This is a genomic window from Bacillus sp. V33-4 (assembly GCF_002860225.1).
In the GTDB taxonomy this organism is placed as follows: domain Bacteria; phylum Bacillota; class Bacilli; order Bacillales; family Cytobacillaceae; genus Bacillus_BJ; species Bacillus_BJ canaveralius.
In genome coordinates this window covers 33,123-51,011 of record NZ_PGVC01000016.1, presented here as the reverse complement: position 1 = coordinate 51,011, position 17,889 = coordinate 33,123, and the positions used below count along the sequence as shown (strand labels likewise).

General features: G+C 39.5%; 18 protein-coding genes. 12 read left to right on the top strand and 6 right to left on the bottom strand.

Annotation, left to right across the window (positions count from 1 at the left end):
- Positions 1-49: 49 nt before the first annotated feature.
- From CVD23_RS06455 to CVD23_RS21870, 3 genes are all read right to left on the bottom strand, one after another.
- A complete protein-coding gene (locus CVD23_RS06455; RefSeq protein WP_101665559.1) occupies positions 50-1,270 on the bottom strand; it encodes an Nramp family divalent metal transporter in 1,221 nt (406 codons plus the stop codon).
- A gap of 247 nt (positions 1,271-1,517) precedes the next feature.
- The gene (locus CVD23_RS21875; RefSeq protein WP_180955579.1) at positions 1,518-1,673 is read right to left on the bottom strand and encodes a hypothetical protein; all 156 of its coding nucleotides are present in this window, start codon (positions 1,671-1,673) and stop codon (positions 1,518-1,520) included.
- Between the two features lie 199 nt (positions 1,674-1,872).
- Positions 1,873-2,046 carry a hypothetical protein gene (locus tag CVD23_RS21870; RefSeq protein WP_180955578.1) on the bottom strand — a complete coding sequence of 58 codons (174 nt, stop codon included), beginning with the start codon at positions 2,044-2,046 and terminating at the stop codon, positions 1,873-1,875.
- A gap of 404 nt (positions 2,047-2,450) precedes the next feature.
- Between CVD23_RS21870 and CVD23_RS21865 the strand changes: the two genes are divergently transcribed.
- Entirely contained in the window at positions 2,451-2,615 is a 165-nt protein-coding gene (locus CVD23_RS21865) for a hypothetical protein (protein WP_180955577.1), read from the top strand.
- A gap of 172 nt (positions 2,616-2,787) precedes the next feature.
- Here the strand turns inward: CVD23_RS21865 and CVD23_RS06450 are convergent, their stop codons facing one another.
- Positions 2,788-2,988, bottom strand: a complete 201-nt coding sequence (locus CVD23_RS06450) for a heavy-metal-associated domain-containing protein (protein WP_245917312.1) — start codon at positions 2,986-2,988, stop codon at positions 2,788-2,790.
- Positions 2,989-3,177: 189 nt separating this feature from the next.
- On the opposite strand from CVD23_RS06450, the gene CVD23_RS21860 reads away from it, so the two are divergent.
- On the top strand, positions 3,178-3,345 hold the full coding sequence (locus CVD23_RS21860; RefSeq protein WP_180955576.1) for a hypothetical protein: 168 nt from the start codon (positions 3,178-3,180) through the stop codon (positions 3,343-3,345).
- 513 nt (positions 3,346-3,858) lie between these two features.
- Here the strand turns inward: CVD23_RS21860 and CVD23_RS06445 are convergent.
- On the bottom strand, positions 3,859-6,369 hold the full coding sequence (locus CVD23_RS06445) for a PIG-L family deacetylase (protein ID WP_101665519.1): 2,511 nt from the start codon (positions 6,367-6,369) through the stop codon (positions 3,859-3,861).
- 310 nt (positions 6,370-6,679) lie between these two features.
- Here CVD23_RS06445 and CVD23_RS06440 point away from each other — a divergent pair, with 310 nt between their 5' ends.
- The 6 genes from CVD23_RS06440 (at position 6,680) to CVD23_RS21855 (ending at position 13,687) form a co-directional block, all read left to right on the top strand.
- Complete coding sequence (locus CVD23_RS06440; protein WP_101665518.1) at positions 6,680-7,891, top strand: ROK family transcriptional regulator; 1,212 nt, start codon at positions 6,680-6,682, stop codon at positions 7,889-7,891.
- A 15-nt stretch (positions 7,892-7,906) separates the two neighbouring features.
- Positions 7,907-9,007: an extracellular solute-binding protein gene (locus CVD23_RS06435; protein WP_101575875.1), complete on the top strand. Its 1,101-nt coding sequence runs from the start codon at positions 7,907-7,909 to the stop codon at positions 9,005-9,007.
- Positions 9,008-9,022: 15 nt separating this feature from the next.
- Positions 9,023-10,129, top strand: coding sequence for an ABC transporter ATP-binding protein (locus CVD23_RS06430; RefSeq protein ID WP_101665517.1), 1,107 nt, complete (start codon positions 9,023-9,025; stop codon positions 10,127-10,129).
- Positions 10,126-11,817, top strand: coding sequence for an ABC transporter permease (locus CVD23_RS06425; protein WP_101575873.1), 1,692 nt, complete (start codon positions 10,126-10,128; stop codon positions 11,815-11,817). Before CVD23_RS06430 ends, CVD23_RS06425 begins: the two co-directional genes overlap by 4 nt.
- Before the next feature lie 16 nt (positions 11,818-11,833).
- Positions 11,834-13,324 (top strand): argininosuccinate lyase, encoded by a 1,491-nt coding sequence (argH, locus tag CVD23_RS06420; RefSeq protein WP_101575872.1) that lies wholly within the window; start codon positions 11,834-11,836, stop codon positions 13,322-13,324.
- A gap of 189 nt (positions 13,325-13,513) precedes the next feature.
- Positions 13,514-13,687: a hypothetical protein gene (locus tag CVD23_RS21855; protein ID WP_180955575.1), complete on the top strand. Its 174-nt coding sequence runs from the start codon at positions 13,514-13,516 to the stop codon at positions 13,685-13,687.
- A 294-nt stretch (positions 13,688-13,981) separates the two neighbouring features.
- Here CVD23_RS21855 and CVD23_RS06415 read toward each other — a convergent pair whose 3' ends face one another.
- The gene (locus tag CVD23_RS06415; RefSeq protein ID WP_101665516.1) at positions 13,982-14,416 is read right to left on the bottom strand and encodes a DMT family transporter; all 435 of its coding nucleotides are present in this window, start codon (positions 14,414-14,416) and stop codon (positions 13,982-13,984) included.
- Positions 14,417-14,763: 347 nt separating this feature from the next.
- Between CVD23_RS06415 and CVD23_RS06410 the strand changes: the two genes are divergently transcribed.
- From CVD23_RS06410 to CVD23_RS06400, 4 genes are all read left to right on the top strand, one after another.
- Positions 14,764-15,147 carry a hypothetical protein gene (locus CVD23_RS06410; RefSeq protein WP_101665515.1) on the top strand — a complete coding sequence of 128 codons (384 nt, stop codon included), beginning with the start codon at positions 14,764-14,766 and terminating at the stop codon, positions 15,145-15,147.
- A gap of 588 nt (positions 15,148-15,735) precedes the next feature.
- Complete coding sequence (locus CVD23_RS21850) at positions 15,736-15,882, top strand: hypothetical protein (RefSeq protein WP_180955574.1); 147 nt, start codon at positions 15,736-15,738, stop codon at positions 15,880-15,882.
- Positions 15,883-15,902: 20 nt separating this feature from the next.
- Positions 15,903-16,283 carry a type II toxin-antitoxin system death-on-curing family toxin gene (locus tag CVD23_RS06405; RefSeq protein WP_180955573.1) on the top strand — a complete coding sequence of 127 codons (381 nt, stop codon included), beginning with the start codon at positions 15,903-15,905 and terminating at the stop codon, positions 16,281-16,283.
- A gap of 566 nt (positions 16,284-16,849) precedes the next feature.
- A complete protein-coding gene (locus CVD23_RS06400; protein ID WP_101665513.1) occupies positions 16,850-17,638 on the top strand; it encodes a TIGR00266 family protein in 789 nt (262 codons plus the stop codon).
- Positions 17,639-17,889 lie beyond the last annotated feature (251 nt).

Sequence of the window (17,889 nt, the reverse complement as noted above, 5' to 3'; positions counted from 1 at the left end):
AGACATTTCCAATTACAATGGAAATGTCTTTTTAAACGGGAAGTTTCTTTTAGAAAATATTTCGCAGTTCCGTAACGGCTAACACGACAAAGATGATAATCGATAAGGCTAAAACAGCGTTTGAAAGCCAGCCATTTCTTGCTTCATTTTGCATATGTTTTTTTGAGTTAAGCAGCCAAAGAAGAGTAAACGCCAGAAATGGCATAAAGAGTGCCCCTAAGGCCCCGTAAACAATGATCAGGCCGACTGGTTTTCCGATAAAATGCAGCAGCATTGGAGGGAAAGTAAGCCAAAGCACATAAAAGCGGTACGATTTTGTTTTGCTTAAATCTTCGTCTTTAACATTGGTGTGGCGTACCGTCCGCACAAAATCAGCAAATAAATAGGAAACGCCATTCCATACCCCAAGTACGGAGGTGAATGAGGCGGACCAAAAACCAGTAAGAAACAGCCATCTGACCGAAGGATGCAACTCATTTCCAAGAACAGAAGCAAAGGAAACGAGCCCCTGCTCACCACTAATATTGCTGTTTGTACCATATAATAATGCTGCGCCGAGAATAAGCAGTGAGATGGTGAAAATCGCTGTTACGATATACGCTATAGCAGAGTCAATCCGCATCAGTTTTAAAAAGGAGGCCCCCTTCCACTGATGCTCTTGCAGCCAGTAGCCATACGACGCCATCGTAATCGAACCGCCAACGCCGCCAATCAATCCGAGAGCAAACAATAAGGAGCCAGGCGGTAATGATGGAACAGCTGTGTTCCATAAACCACTTAGCTGCGGGATGACAAGCAGTGCAGATCCTACGACGGTTACAAACATGATAGCAATCAATATATTCATAACATGTTCGAACGCCTTGAAACCACCCCACCAAATTAAAACAAAGCCGATGATTCCATGTATGACTGCCCATGCCCATAATGGAAGAAAAGGGAACATGGCCGCCATCGCTAGGGCACAAGAAGAAGTCCCAGCTGCACCATAAACAAAGCCCCAAATAATTGAATATGTACCAAAATAACCAGTTGTCCATTTCCCGAGAAATGTCCAGCCAGTCAAAATCGTTTTGCCACTTAGCAAATGCCAGCGGCCAACCCCTTCATTTAATGCGAATTTTAAAATTGAACCAATGATGATCGCCCATAAAAACACAAGGCCGAATTGTGTACCTGCCACGAGAGCTGCTACTAAATCGCCGGCCCCGACACCAGTTGCTGCAACAATTAAGCCTGGGCCTATTATCGATTTTTTCTTGGCCGTCAGACCGGTTGGTGCAGGAATGTTATCTGTATGCGTTTTCAATCATTTCTCCCCTCTCGTTAAAATTCTCAAAATTCATAATTATTTTAACTTATTTCCCTATTATATACAAAAATAATGATTTATGGTTAGCGGCTCTCAATATTATGAGGGTTACGAGTAAACTTCAGGCGGGACGGTGTGGGGATTTTTATAGTGGAAAGGCGTGGATTGGCCCTCCCGGCGAATGCCGGAAGGGCCGTGTGCGAAACTATTGTGTGATGTCATCATCAGTTGCCATTGGTTGAATCTCGTTCGTGCTTCCCTTTTTATTTTTCTCATGTGTCGGGTTTTGTTGCTCAAATTGTTCAAGCTGTTTGCTTACAGCTTCAGATTGGATCATGTGACCCCCATTGTCTTTATTCATTGGTTAATTGCCCTCCTTCGTCATCATGGTTCATGATTATCATGAGAATAAGCCGGAAAATTTATGCAACAGCATTTTGTATTTTTTAAAATCTGGAGCGCAAAGCACCCGCCCTTGCTTCAAGCATACAGGCGATAAGGCTAGCTATTAGTTTTTTACAACCAGCCCTGACATGCACCTGGAATAAAGACATCGCTCTCTAATCGTTAGTCATGGTTCGATAAGCGCCAGTTTTAACCACTTTGAGTAAGAAGTCATCTGTTGCTTCTCCGTCCCTATGTACTATATGAAGTGAACCGTCATCAAGTTTGGCACTGTTTGTGACATTCGGATCAACGTCTGCGATCCTGTTCGTATTTTCTCGGTCATCCATACCTTCACCTCCTGTTTACTAGCATATGGAAACGGCCACATTTTAAACTGGTTCTGGTATAGCTACTTGACAAATATAATGTCTGTTTGGAGCTTAGAAAATACACTCTGCTGGCTCGAGTAATTGTTATGCAGTATTGGAACAATCTTTCCGTATAGCTTGTTGCCAAACCGGAACAATATAAAAAAGATCAACGTTGGAGCTACCTGATCGAGTTCCGATTTGCGAATTTATCTAACAAACGGCGTGTTTATAGAATCTTTAAAAGTCCATACAATTAATGACTCAATGGTAGTGTAAAAAGTTCTATGAAAACTCGGCTTTGAGGGTTCCGTTCTGCCACAAAACAGATGGATAGCCCCGCAAACGCTCTTGACAAACACGCCAATCATGGAGGTGCCATAATGGAAAAAGACAATTTAAGCCAGAACGAAAATCGAAAACGAAGTAATGAAGAAGTTTTAGAAATCAGTTCGACAGGATATGGATTAGAATCTGTTTCAAAAGACACGGAAGAACACGAAGTACAAACATTAAACAATCGAAATTCTTCTTGCGGAGGATTATGAGCGGCTCCTGAAATAATGAACAGTTTATCAATTATTAGTTAGCCGAAATTGATATAAAAAGACCCCAACTGTTTAAAGACATTGGGGATGTGTTTCAACTAATTTTTCTGATAGTTCCAATCGCTTGTAAACGGTAAGAAATATCTCCCTATTCCGTTACACACAAGATGACTTATTCAAGAACGTGCAAGCCATGTTGTTCGATCCTTGTTTTGATTTTTTCCTGGGCAAGCTGCGTTTCATCGTATGTGATCTTTACTTCGCCATCTTCAATGTCTACCAACGCTCTTTCAATGCCATCCATTTGCGAAAGAATCGTTTCTAATGTTTGAATAGGTTGTTCATTTACAGCTTCTTTTACATAAATAGTCATCTGTGCCAATTTCAATTCTTCCTTTCCGTTTTATTGAAATTTAAGGCTTTTACATACCTTGCATTGCTTTTATATATACCCATTCATAGTAGAAATATGTGACGAGTTATTCTTGTTAACCATAGTGAGCGACAGAATCCATTGAAAATTTGTTAAAAACGGGGAATAACTATAGAGGAGGTGTGATGGATGGAGAATATAGAACAATTGCTTCGTGATTATGGCTATCCCGAGGAGGCGATCCCTGATTTATTAAGAGAAATGAGCAACCTCGGTTATGAAAAGGCGGAACAGATGATCATGCCATATCACGACATAATTGCCGATAGATCGTCTGACGCAAAGAGCCGCCCGTGATTTTAACGGATGCGGCTTTTTATTTTTTCTTACAGCTATCAGTGATCCCTATTTCTTAGATTGCTACATCGCGATGCGAGTTTTGGTGTAATGAAGAAAACTGGCTGCACTCCTTAATTATCGGGGGAACTCCGTTAACATTGGTCATTCTTGAGACGGCATTATACGGTCGTCAAGCTCGAACATAACATATTCGCGGATATTAACATATTCGCGGATATATCGACATATTCGCGGATATATCAAAATTTCCGCGGATATATTCAACAATTTCGTGGACATGCCAAAATTTCCGCGGATATACCAACCTTACCCGGATATTGAAGCCGCGCATCAACATTTGCTGCAGCATGAAGTAAAAGTCGAGTCCATTCAAATAGATGGCGATGTTAAGTGGTTTAGGTTTGAGGATTTAGAAGGCAATAGGTTAGAAGTCTGCTATTTTAAATAATCTGTGGCAACTTCAATATTAAAAGAAAAGTCCCCCAGCTAAAGCTGAAAGGACTGTCCCACTTAATTATTAGCCCCGTAACTAATGAGGTTTGTAAAGATTCTATATCCACCAGGTACTTGGCCTTGAATTTGACGATAGAATACCAGGTTTGTATAAAGGTATGTTCCTTCGCCATACTCTACCATTAGAATACCTCCATTAAATGGCGCCTCATTAGGATCCCCCATACTCACAAAGGTTTCGTATCGGCTATCCCACTGCATAGGATAATACAATCCTCGTTCCTGTACCCAATTGTCCCAGTCACTATCTGTAATTTTATTCGGATAGTTAAACAGGGGAGAATCCGGCTGTAACAATGTCACTTTTGCGTTCTCATCTGTTACTCTCCAACGAATTGATGGGTTTCCAATTGTTAATGGATATGGAGCCGTAGTGGCTGCGTTCCATCCATCATTTGGTTTGTGGTATTGTACAACTAGATGTCCTCCGTTTTCAACATATTGATGTAGGCGGGCGTTGTTCGCCACTAGATCGCTACGAGACAAATAGGCACGTATACCAACAACGATCGTATCAAATTGACTTAAATCAGCTGTAGCTAAATCTGACTCAACTAGTTTCGTAATGTCCATCCCTGTATTGGATAGATAATCTGCTACTTTATCAAATCCACTGTCAATGTATCCCACTTTAAGATTATCGTGCTTTAACAATTCGAACGCTACACCATTTATCTGAGAAGGATGCTGGTAATAGAATTTCCCTATGTGATCATATTGGATCTCTTGAATGGTTGAGTCAAAGTCTCTCTCATTAACCTTGGCGGTAGCTGCAATGTTAAAGTCACCGCCTTGAATGTTGTAAGGTGGTGTTAGCACAAAGCTCACATCTTTCTCCTGTAAATGGTTTTCAAAATTCACTGAAGCCGTTCTTGGTGCAACATTCCATCCCTCCGGTATATTTAGTGACACTGCCGATTTGGTTTTACCTTGTCGATAGTTTTTAAGCTTGACGGTAACCGGAATCTCCTTTTGGACGTTGGCGGTATTCACAACAATATCTTCAGGCGCTAATGTTATACCGACATCAGGCAGGACCGCCACTGTGCCGTCCAAGTCTACTATTTGGCTAGTCTTTGTACCTGAACGTTCGAATTCTACAGTTGCTTGAATGACCGGTTCATTGTAAGCATGATAATATTCAGCTTTCGTTGAGACTTCCACTTCGTAAGTTATGGTTGCTGATTGACCTGGAGCAAGTTTTTTCACCCGATCATTAGTGGAAGCCTTCCAGCCTTTTGGAATGGTTAATTGAATAGCAGCCTTATCAAGTTTTTGTGCGCCTTTATTAACGAGGGTAACTGTGACAGTGGTTTTCTGTCCTTTTGTAAGTACATTGCTTGCGGCGGCAGCTTTAACTTCTAAGTTTGATGAAATAAAGCTTAAGTCATTTAATTGTTCCTCTTTTAAGGAAATCTTATGAAGTAGATCTGATCTTAGTTGTGGATCCAGCTTTGCTTTTTCGGTTGCCTTCTTCAATTTGCCCACATTTGTTATAGCGTCTTGGGTTCTTTTGAAAATGATTTCATTATTAGGATAGGAAGCAACAATTGAATCTAACTCATTTTGGATTTTTGCAAACTGAACCTTTAAGGAATGCTCCTTTTTGGGGAGCACTTGGGCCCATTCGTTAAAGTCGTATGGTATTCCAGCGAAAAGGTCATAACTATTTTTCGTATTGACAGCACTATCGAGTAACTCCAGGTGAATTTGTCGTGGAGCAGCAGGGATATCATTACCCATTCCCTGGCTTTTATGCATATATCGGGATTCCTCGCCGAGCTGTGGATAAGTCATCTTATATATTGGGTCGTACATCCCTATCTCGATGGAGGTAGTGGCTGTTTCTTTTGATTCTGCAGGAAGAAAGATTTTTTTGACTTGCCAGACGGAAAGTCCTTCTTTTAATTGTTGTGGATAAACATTTGGATCCCCCGCATCCTTAAAGGCTCTTTCACTTAATATTTCCATTGCACGATGGTGCCCGTGCTGAGTGTGATCGTTTCTAAATGACGGCATAAGAATATCAGGCTGGTAGCTACGAATAAAACGAATCAAACGTTCATAAGTAAGGTCTTCTCCCCATTTTTCCAATGTTTCTTCAGGCGTCTTTGAGAAACCGAAGTCGTAAATTGGATCTGAGGTGGTTTCACTTAAATGATAAGCTTTTACACCAGTGATTTTAGCTGCTTCAATCATTTCCCTTGACCGAATAATACCGAGTCCGTTGTCCAATTCATTACCAATCTCATTTTGCCCACCTTCACCGCGGTTGGCGATAAGACTGGCAGTTTTTACACCAAGTCCTCGCGATAAATATGCCAGAAAGTCACTTCGCTCATCATCAGGATGGGCTCCAGTATTTAAGAACGTAACAGTAGTTTCTAGAGGTTTTAAAGCATTCCATAAATCAACATCCGGTTCCTTAGGCTCAGCAGCACTTCCGCCAATGGGTATTAGCGAAATGATTAATAGGAAAGACAGTAATCCAATAAAATACTTTTTCATTTTGTAACCCCTTTCATTTTTTTGAACTCTTCTATAACCCAACTCTCCTTTCGTTAAAGATGAGCAGTATGTTAGTTAATTTACCTAACTAACAGCTTAAACAACTCTCTATTTATCAATATCATATAAAAATATAAAAGTAAATATCTCTCTATTCAGAAAATTCAATATAGTTATTTAAGCCTAGTTGACATATATAATCAAATTTTTCATAAAATTTAAAATATATAGTTGTAAACGCTTTCTTGTTAAGTTATTATTTAGTTAATTAGTAAAACTTACTAACCAAAAAATTTAAGGCCGTGATGGAATGACTTTAAATGGAACACCAGCACAAATGAAATCAGTTAATAAAAAAAGGGTGCTTCAATGCATCCAAGAGAATTCTCCAATATCGAGAGCTGAAATTGCCGTGAAGGTAGGAATCAGTAAACCGACTGTTTCTTTATTAGTTGATGAATTACTACAGGAAAAATGGATACTCGAAAAAGGTACTGGTGAAGCCTCGTCGCAAGGAGGAAGGCGGCCGATTCAGCTTCATTTCAATGAGCGGGCAGCATATATAGTTGGAACCGATATTGGCGGCACAAAAGTAAAAACCGTCATTTGTGATTTATTCGGAAATATAATATGTACTCGTAGCTTTAAAACCAGCCAATATTTACAATCCGGTTTACTAAATCAAATTTCAAAAGATATTGAATGTATGATTCAAAAGAGTAATATTGATAGTCAAAAAATATTGGGTATGGGTGCAGGTGTACCGGGAATAACGGAACAAACAAGTGGAGTTGTGATTGAGGCACCAAGCTTAAACTGGGTTCGCTATCCTTTTATCAAGGAAGCAAAACGCATTTTTCCTTTTCAGGTATACGTTGATAATGATGTTAATGTGGCTGCACTAGGAGAACAGTGGCTTGGAAATGCCAAGAATAAAGAAAATGTACTGTTTATCGCTGTTGGAACGGGAATTGGAAGCGGCATTATTATTCATAATCAACTGTACCGCGGTTTTTCAAGCGCTGCCGGTGAGTTGGGATATATGGTAACAGATAAAAATGATATGAAAAATGCATTTCAGCCTATTTTCCATCGATATGGATACCTGGAAAGTGTTGCTGGGGGAAAAGCAATTGGTGACAGGCTTACAAAATTAATACAACAGCAACCAAAGCACCCACTTTATGAACGAGCAAATGGAGAAGAGCTCCCAGGTGAAATGGCTTTTGCATTAGCAAGGGAAGGAGATAAGACTGCAATTGATGTCATCGAAGAGGCAGTTGAACATTTAGCCTATGGAATTATCAATGCTGCGTGTTTATTGAATCCAGAAGTGATTATTTTGGGAGGTGGTGTTTTAAAATCTTCTGAACTTATTTTACCTAGTTTACTAGAAATAGTGAACCAGTATCTGCCAAGTTCAGTAGAATTAAAAATCTCACAATTACAGGAAAACGCAGGGGTTTTAGGAGCAGTTTCATTATTCTTACGGGAGCATGAGAGTATTATAAAACTTAGGTAACTAGGGGGAAATTTAATGAAAAAGAAAAAGGTGTCCATCCTAACCACATTAACGATTGCTGCTGCTTTGTTGCTTTCAGCATGTGGCGGCACGGAGGAAAGCTCAAATACTACTGATAAATCAAACAAGCCGGAAGAAAAGACAGAAGAAAAGCTTGAAGAAAAAATCGTAGTTTATTCTCCACATGGCAAGGACATATTGTCAGAGTTTGAAACACAATTTGAAGCAGAATACGATGTCGACGTTGAATGGCTGGATATGGGTTCACAAGAAGTACTCGACCGTATCCGTTCGGAAAAGAATAACCCACAGGCAGATGTTTGGTGGGGAGCCCCTTCCACAAACTTTGACCAGGCTAAGGATGAAGGATTATTAAGCCCGTATGAACCATCATATGCAGGCAACCTTGATGACGGTTTTCATGACCCAGATTGGAATTGGTCGGGTACGAGTCAAACACCGGAAGTTATTATGTACAACAGCAAAGAACTGACAAAAGAGGAAGCCCCAAAGGATTGGGATGAATTGTTGGATCCAAAATGGAAGGATGAAATCATCATCCGTTATCCCCTGGCTTCGGGAACAATGAGAACAATCTTTTCTGCAATGATTTATCGTGATTTCAAGGATTCAAATGATCCTTCAAAAGGATATGAGTGGTTAGAGAAACTAGATGCAAATACGAAAGAGTATTCTGCAAATCCTGAAATGATGTACAACAAGGTGGCCAAAGGGGAAGGCAGCATTTCAGTATGGGCTATGCCTGATGTAGTAATGCTGAAGGAAAACAAAAACTATCCATTTGAATTTATTATACCTGAGAGTGGAACCCCAGTTCTGACAGAAGGAATCGCAATCGTAAATGGTGCGCCACATCCAAAAGCAGCCGAAGCCTTCTATGAATTTGTCAATTCACCTGAGGCTGCTAAGCTATTAGCAGAAAAATATTACCGAATCCCAACCAGAAGTGATGTAACAGACCTGCCGGAATGGATCACCGAAACCGAGATTAAGAGCATGGAGATTGACTGGAAGGTCTTCCAGGAACAAAGTGACGGTTGGATGAAGCACTGGGATGAAAATATTAAAAGCGGTGAGAAAGAAATTAAAGAATAGGGAAGTGTAGTTGGTATGGCGTCAATAAAGATTGATAATGTCCAAAAAGCCTTCGGTAACGTAATCGCAGTAGATCATTTAAACTTGGAAATCAAAGACGGAGAATTCTTTACCTTTCTGGGACCGAGTGGATGTGGAAAAACGACAACTCTTCGTATGATTGCTGGGTTTTACTATCCGACTAAAGGCGTTGTAAGATTTGGAGATAAAGATATGACGCGTGTACCTCCAGAAAAAAGAAATACGGGCATGGTTTTTCAAAACTATGCCCTTTTTCCTCACATGACGGTTTTCGAAAATGTCGCCTTCGGGTTAAAGGTTAGAAAAGTTTCAGGAAATGATCTTAGAACCCGGGTAAATGATGTGCTTCATAAGGTAAAGCTTGAAAAATATGCAGAACGTCAAGTGAGTCAGCTAAGTGGAGGTCAACAACAACGTGTCGCACTTGCCAGGGCATTAGTTATAGAGCCCGAAATTTTGCTCCTTGATGAACCGTTGAGCAACTTGGATGCTAAACTGCGTGATGAGATGCGAAGCGAAATTTTGCGTCTTCAGCAGGAATATAAGATTACTACGATATATGTCACTCATGATCAGGCTGAAGCCCTGTCAATGAGTGACAGAATTGCTGTCTTTAATTTTGGCGTATGTCACCAAGTTGGCACTCCATCTGAAATATATAATGAACCTGCTAACGATTTTGTTGCTGGTTTTATAGGAGAGATAAACCTTTTACCTGTTGAAGTTGAGGACTTCAATGAAGAAAAGGTTGAGGTTACAGCCCAGATCGGCCCTCAAAAGAAAAAAATAGTGGTACATAATCATCCATTTAATTTTAATCAAGAGAATCAAGGCAAGAGTGCCCTCTCGATTCGACCCGAAGCCATTAAAATTCATGAAAATCCGGTGGAAGGGTCAAACGTTTTAAAAGGGAGTATAAATGATGTAGATTTCTTTGGCTCCTTAATAAATGTTCGCATTAGTATTGATGGTATCTTTTTGCAGGCGAATTTATTAAATAACATCAAGTTGGAGAATTTAAGAGAAGGAAAAGAGATATGGGTCGAACTCCCTGAAGATCAAATTCGCATTATACCAGTAGTGAGTGGTGAGGAAACATGATAAAAAATCGCGATACAAGACTTACTCTACTACTTCTGGTTCCTGTTCTCTTGGTATTGGTTGCGTACGTTCTATATCCCTCATTAAGGACTTTGCTAGAAAGCTTTAATAATGAATCAGGTGTGAATCTTCGAAACTATCAAGATTTCTTCACCCAGGAATCGAAAACGAATTTAGAAGCCTTATGGAATTCTGTTTATATTTCACTTCTAAGTGTAATTGTCAGCGCCCTTGTTGGAATTCCTTTAGCTTTCATTTTTAATCGATACGAATTTCCTGGAAGAAGTTTTTTCTCGACTGTCGCTATCATGCCAATCGTCCTTCCTTCACTGGTAGGGGTTATGGCTTTTATGTTTTTGTACGGAGAAACTGGCCTCATTCCAAATGCAATAAAGGACTTGCTTGGATTGGAGGAAGTGCCATTCAAAATTGGCGGTGTATCCGGAATTCTCGTTGTACACGCTTATACAATGTATGTTTATTTTTATATGATGGTGGCCTCAGCAATTAATAAAATCGATCCATCACTAGAGGAAGCCGCTTATAATTTAGGTGCGAGCAGAACCAGGGTTTTCTGGAAAGTAACATTTCCTTTACTGACGCCTGCTATTGTTGGCGCAAGCCTTTTAGTTTTTATGATATCGATGGCTTCTTTTAGTGCACCGTTTCTTCTAGCAGGCGGCTATCGCGTTTTGAGCCTGCAAATTTATTTTTCGAAAATTAATGGAGACATGGAGGTGGCTGCAACTCAGTCTGTCATTTTATCCATTGTTTCTATCGGGTTTTTATTGTTTATGCGCTGGTATCAAAATCGCAAAGACTATCGGATGGCTTCAAAAGGAATTGGAGCCCACCGGAGTGAAGTGAATAATCCAGTCTTGAAATGGATGTTGGTCTTCTCAGGCATTATTGGAGTCGTCATTTTACTGCTCCCCCATTTTACAATTCTCTTGTTGTCTTTAGTACCAGATGGAACATGGACTTGGCAAACCTATCCATCCGTATTTAATTTTGAAAACTACCATTTACTGTTCCAAGACCCCGAAATATTTAAACCTTTAAAGAACAGTTTATTATTGTCATTTATAGCAACCGCGGGAAATTTAATATTCGGTGTCTTAACATCATATGTGCTTGTCAAACGGAAGTTCATTGGGAAGAGCTTTGTCGACATACTGGTAATGATTCCTTGGGCTTTACCTGCAACCGTTATAGGGATGAATCTCATCTTTGCCTTTAACGAACCAAACGTATTCTCATTCGGAAATATTCTTGTCGGGACGTTTTGGATCCTGCCGTTGGCCTATTTTATCCGTCACATTCCGCTAGTAGTCCGATCTACAAATGCTGTACTGGAACAACTGGATGACTCAATTGAAGAAGCATCAAGAAGCCTTGGTGCAAAGTGGTTTTATACGTTTAGAAAGGTTATCCTTCCTATCATCATGCCGGGTGTTTTAGCTGGAACATTGCTGGCATTTGTCGAATCTGTCGGAGAATTCCCGACTTCTGTGCTTTTATACACTATCTCCAATCGGCCAATTTCGATTGAGATAATGAATCAATTGAGAATGTTTAATATGGGCCAGGCTGCTGCCTATGGAATGATCCAAATTGGTCTAATTGCATTAGTTCTTTTTATTTCAAATAAGTTTTTCGGTGTGAAAGCCGAACAATCCTTGTCTTAAATCGGAGCTGAAAACTATGAGCAAGCTACATGAGTTTATTAAGAATGAAGGAGAATCATTTCCTGGAAAAACGTATGCAGAAGAATTGTTAATGCCCGTTTTTAATGATCAGAGGGATTACCTATTCCATGTCATGTTTGATATTCATCGTGCCCACGTTATTATGCTGGCAGAGCAACAGATCATTCGAGAAGATGAAGCGAAAATTATGCTGGCGGGCATCAATAAAGTTGCTAAAACGGATATGAAGCTTTTATTCTATCAGCCTCAATTTGAAGATTTATTTTTCATGATGGAAGCCAAAATAGGTGAAGAAATTGGAGACGAATTAGCAGGTAAGATTCACATTGGACGCAGCCGCAATGATATGGGGATTGCCATGTACCGCTTAGTGCTGAGGGGGCATCTATTACAACTTCTTGGCAATTCTTTTCAATTAAGTGATGCACTCTTGGAAAAGGCAGAATGCCATAAAGAAACATATATAACCGGCTATACGCACACGCAGCCTGCACAGCCAACAACATTGGCACATTATTTCCTAGCGATTTATGATGTTTTGCAAAGAGACGTAAAACGTTTGTGGTCAGCCTATGAAACAGTTAATCAATCTTCACTCGGAGCGGCGGCACTTACCACTACTGGTTTTCCAATTAGCCGCGACCGGACATGTGACCTGTTAGGCTTTGACAAAGTGATCGAAAACTCGTATGACTCCATTGCAGGTGCCGATTATCTTTTGGAAACATCATCGGCTTTGATGACATGCATGATCAATACAGGAAGATGGATACAGGATTTTCTCCAGCATGTGACAAGAGAATTTGCGACTTTTTATGTAGCAGATCCTTATGTCCAATGCAGCAGTATCATGCCGCAGAAAAGAAATCCAGTTTCAATTGAACATTCTCGCTCTATTGCTAGCAGTGCATTTGGGGATGCGCTTGCGGCACTAAACATGGTTCATAACACGCCCTTTGGTGACATTGTTGATACAGAGGATGACTTGCAGCCCCATCTCTACAGGGCATTTAACAATGCAAATCGAGTAATGAAACTAATGAATGCTGTGATCGTCACTTTAAAGGTTAATGATGAACATTCAAAAAATATGGCTAAAAAATCGAGTATTACAATTACCGAGCTAGCGGATACATTATCAAGAGATTATGGGATTTCATTCAGAAAAGCTCATTCTATTGCCAGTTATATATCTAAGAAGACAATAAGTGAGCAAAAAGAATTGTATGATTGGAATATTCAAGACATAAACATCATGATCCAAGAATTTAAAGATGTGACATTAACTGAAGAAGAGTGGAAAAGGATTATTTCTCCAGAGTATTTCGTTGAGATTAGAAGCATTAAAGGTGGACCAAGCCCTAAAGAGGTTACGAGGATGATTAATGAAAGAAAGAATACTCTCAGGTGCCAGCTTGATGAGTATCATCAAACTGTAGAGAAACTTAATCAAAAAAGAAACATATTATTAGATTTCTCTTTTTGAATCATGAGCGACTGAAATTTCAGGATTCGGAGGGCAATGGTTTAGAAGTTTGTCATTTTAAAGAATAAGAATGGCACGAAACGAGATGTTCATGGCGAATGTTCTTGAGTATCTGCGGTATTTGGATAGTATAGGAAACTTGCTGTCAGCAGATAATATGGGAGATTTCACATTACAAGGAGGAAGCCCATGACACAAGAGAACAGCAGGCCTGAAAGCGCTCTAAACAGAGAAAATGATGATATGGATGGTGGACCAATAGGGGGTCGTTTAAATAGTGATGACTCATATAGCGACACTGGCTTAAACAATGCACGTTTAACTCGTAAAGCAGTAAAGAAAGGAAAAAATTCAGATCGGTAAAAAAGAGTATCATTTTTTCGATACTCTTTCTGACATGAAAATGTTAGTTTTCAAGCCTACTGTTGTCGATTTGCTATGATGTCAATAGTCTTTTGTAGTGCGTATGTACACAATCAATATATCCTCTTTTGAATGAACTCAGTGTTTTAGATGTGTGGAAAGCCAACGTACAAGATAATTAAGCAATCACCGTCGGGAGAACGGGTAGAGCCTGCTAAAAAACTGGTGGATACACTGGTGTTCGCAGGAATCCCCCACTTCAAATTTTCGTTAGAAAAATAAGTGGTGGGTAGTTCAATTGTGGTTGAATAAAAACAATGAACAAAATAACAGGAACATCGCGATTATTTTTTTTGTATCGATCGGAATAGGTTTGCCCCCAAACCATCCAAAGTGATCAATAAGCACGCCGAAGATCAGTTGTCCTGCAATCACTGCTACTAACGCTGGTGCAACACCGATATTAGGAACAGCGAAAATCATTACACTGACATAAAACGCCCCCAATAAACCTCCAAACAACTGCCATTTGGGCACGGAAAAAACGGCACCAAGATTTCCTTTTCCAAAAAATAGAACAAGAAAGAACAGAGCCAGAGTGCCGATTACAAACGAGATAAAAGCTCCCTCTAAAGCACCTGCCTTTTTCCCTAATCCACCATTGATCTGTGCCTGAAAAGCGACCGCCACCCCTCCAATAAATGATAGCACCGGAAAAATCCATTTCATGTTTTTCTCTCCCTTTGACCTTTGATTCTAATCCGCTAAAATAATACCCAAAGATCCAAGGTTTTTGACCTTTATCGTTTGGGTATTTTAATTGTTTAAAAAAGCATATTCTCATCATACACTAATTTCCCCTTTCATATCACTAACATGTGTTAAGAGTCAATTGAGCAGGAACCTCCTGTAAGATTGTAAGGTGGGGTCTTTCACATCCAGCAGATACAGAGGGTACAATTATTGAATTTTGTGATTATCCAGGACAAAACTAATTGAAGCTCAACTTCATGTAATAGTTTTCCCCATAACGCATATGATTGAATATCTGTTTGTTATGGGGGGATTTTTCAAAAATGATAACAGGAGAAATGCTGGTCAAATATTATGAGCTTAATAAAAAGAAAAAAGAAATTGAATTGGAAATGAATCAATTAAAGGATACATTTCATCACTACTTTGATGACCAGGTTGGATCCAATGATAAAGGTGAAATTACGATAGATGGCTACAAACTCCAAAGGCAAATACGAAAAACAGAGAAATTTAATGAAGAAGAAACAGTAAAAAGGCTAGAGGAATTACAAATGACCGATCTCATTAAAGTAGTAAAAAAACCGGATGATATAAAGATTAAGTCCGCGATTAACCTCGGACTTATAAAAACAGAGGATCTCGAAGGTTGTATCTTATCGACTACTTCACCGGCGATCACTGTAAAACCGGTGACTCCGAGATAGAGAGAAACAGAAATAGAATTTAAACTGGAATATCTACGTCACATGAGAATATAGATTTTTGGCCTGAATACTTAGCAGAAATAATGATGATTGGCACGTGTCAGCTGCTTTAATTTAGATTCGTTATCCTTAGGCCTGAATACTTAGCAGAAATAATGATGATTGGCACCCAGGAGAGAAGAAGATATTAGATTTTCGCGATATGGCCTGAATATTTAGCAGAAATAATGATGAGTTTGCACGGAATATAACCCGAATTATCTTTCTCTCTTATAAACGCCTGAATACTTAGCAGAAATGCTCCCAATTTTCAAAAACAATCATAAACTATGCAATATTTAAATACCATTGGTCCAGATTCAAACACAGCACGAGGAATTGAAGAACACTTTACAGATAAGATAGGCGCTTCACACATCATACGATGGTCTATATATTTTAGTAGAATTACACATAGAATAGTAGATATCTATAGTTTATTAGTGTAAAGTATAGTAAAGTAGGGTAAATAATTACCAGTAGTCAGGTTAAATATTTCTATTCTTGGACAGGCTTACATATATATGAAAGTATATGGGGAGGTGTCCAATGAAGAAGAAGGGTGATGACGAAAAAATGAACACAACAGCTATCAGAAAAATTCAAAAAACTGAACGTAAGAAGAAGGTCCAAGCAAGTTTTGCAAAAGCAGTTGCACGCAATGGCAAAGCTTTGGAGAGACTAAGTAAGAATTAATGCACATTGAGTATCTTAATGTGGAAGATGTAGAAGAGCTACACGATTTAGCACTTGCTGAATATGGTGGTTTGCCAGGAAGGGAAAAGAATAAACTTGAAGGGATTCTAGGAATACCATATGCAGGCTATGGAGATTTTGAAAAATACCCGTCAATCGTGGAAAAAGCAGCAGTATATTTATACTACCTGGCTAGTGGTCATGGTTTTATAGATGGTAATAAGCGAACTGCTTACTTATCAGTATTTACCTTCTTAGATTGGAACGGCTATGATTTAATCGTTCCCGATGATGAAGTTTATAGATTTATTATGCTTATAGCATGTGACAAAACTAGACCGCCCTTTAATGACGCGGTGCATTGGATTGAAAAATATATGATTAAACAAGCTGAGGACTAGTCACTTCCGTAAACCTATCGGAGGTGACTATTTTATTTTCTTCAATTTCACTTTGTAGATCAACAACCGAAAGTTATATCCTATTTCTGAAATAAATAGAACACAAGAAGACGCTGAAACTGATGTCATGATATCGGTGAACGATAGGGAATTTGACAGGGGGATAAGATAGTCGATTCTCATCAATCTGTATGCAACCGCATTTCTTTCGCGCTTCTTTTCAACTACAAAACTTTATATAAGATTGTACACAAAAAAGGTTTTGTGTAGCAAAAGATAGAATAGTTGTACTGAATGCATCGAACGACTATTGTTTCGTATGAAACTTATCAATCAGTAGGAACGTATCAGTATTTGAAGAGAAAGGAGTGATTTTTCTGCATGTGTAGTTAATAAAAGATTTAAATTAATTAAGGTAACTGTGAGTTTTACCTGATGTTGATAAAATGAATGTGAGTTAACGCACGCATCTCGGTGATTTAGACCGATTGATGACCATGAACCTTGTTTACGATCGTTGTGTTTTGTCAGCATCTAAGGTTCAAATAAAAACTGGAGGAATACATATGAATAACCATGAAATCGATTTTAAAATCTACGGCGACGACATGCAGTTTGTTGAAGTGGAGCTGGATCCAGGTGAAACAGTAATCGCAGAAGCGGGAAGCTTAATGATGATGGAAGACCAAATTCACATGGAAACGATTTTTGGGGATGCTTCCGGCGGGGGCGGTGGAATCATGGGGAAGTTGTTCGGTGCAGGGAAACGGTTACTGACCGGTGAAAGCTTATTCATGACCACATTTACTAATGAAGGCCAAGGAAAAAAACATGTGTCCTTTGCGTCCCCTTATCCAGGAAAAATTGTGCCGATGGATTTAAGCCAGATGGATGGCAAGATTATTTGTCAAAAAGATGCCTTCCTGGCTGCAGCTAAAGGTGTTTCTGTCGGCATTGAATTCCAGCGGAAAATTGGAGCAGGATTCTTTGGCGGAGAGGGCTTCATCATGCAAAAGCTTGAGGGAGACGGTATGGCTTTTGTACACGCTGGCGGAACGATACATAAAAAAGAGCTGTCTCCTGGTGAGGTACTTCGTGTAGATACAGGCTGTTTGGTTGCCATGACAAGCAATGTGGATTATAACATTGAAATGGTGAAAGGGGTCAAAACTGCCTTGTTTGGGGGGGAAGGCCTTTTCTTCGCAACATTGAGAGGTCCCGGTACTGTATGGATCCAATCACTTCCATTCAGCCGGCTGGCCAGCCGTGTCTTTGCTGCCGCGCCCGGAGGCGGCGGCTCCAAAGATGAAGGAAGTGTTCTGGGCGGAGTGTTCAGGATGTTGGATGGGGATTGATTCCCAGCGTTCGATCCTGTTTTTCAATAAAGTCAAAAATGTAAAAAATAATCTATGACAACGATAAACCCTAAATGCCGACTGTTGAGTCGGCATTTAGGGTTTTAGCTTGTTTAAACTACATCATCGTCCTAAACAATAGGAATAGCCCAATGATAGGGTTTGATGGTTTCTGACCATCGCATTAACATCGGAAAAGATGTTGCCGGATTTTCGTTTTAGTACCTCATATTAAATTTGTTGTGATGAGA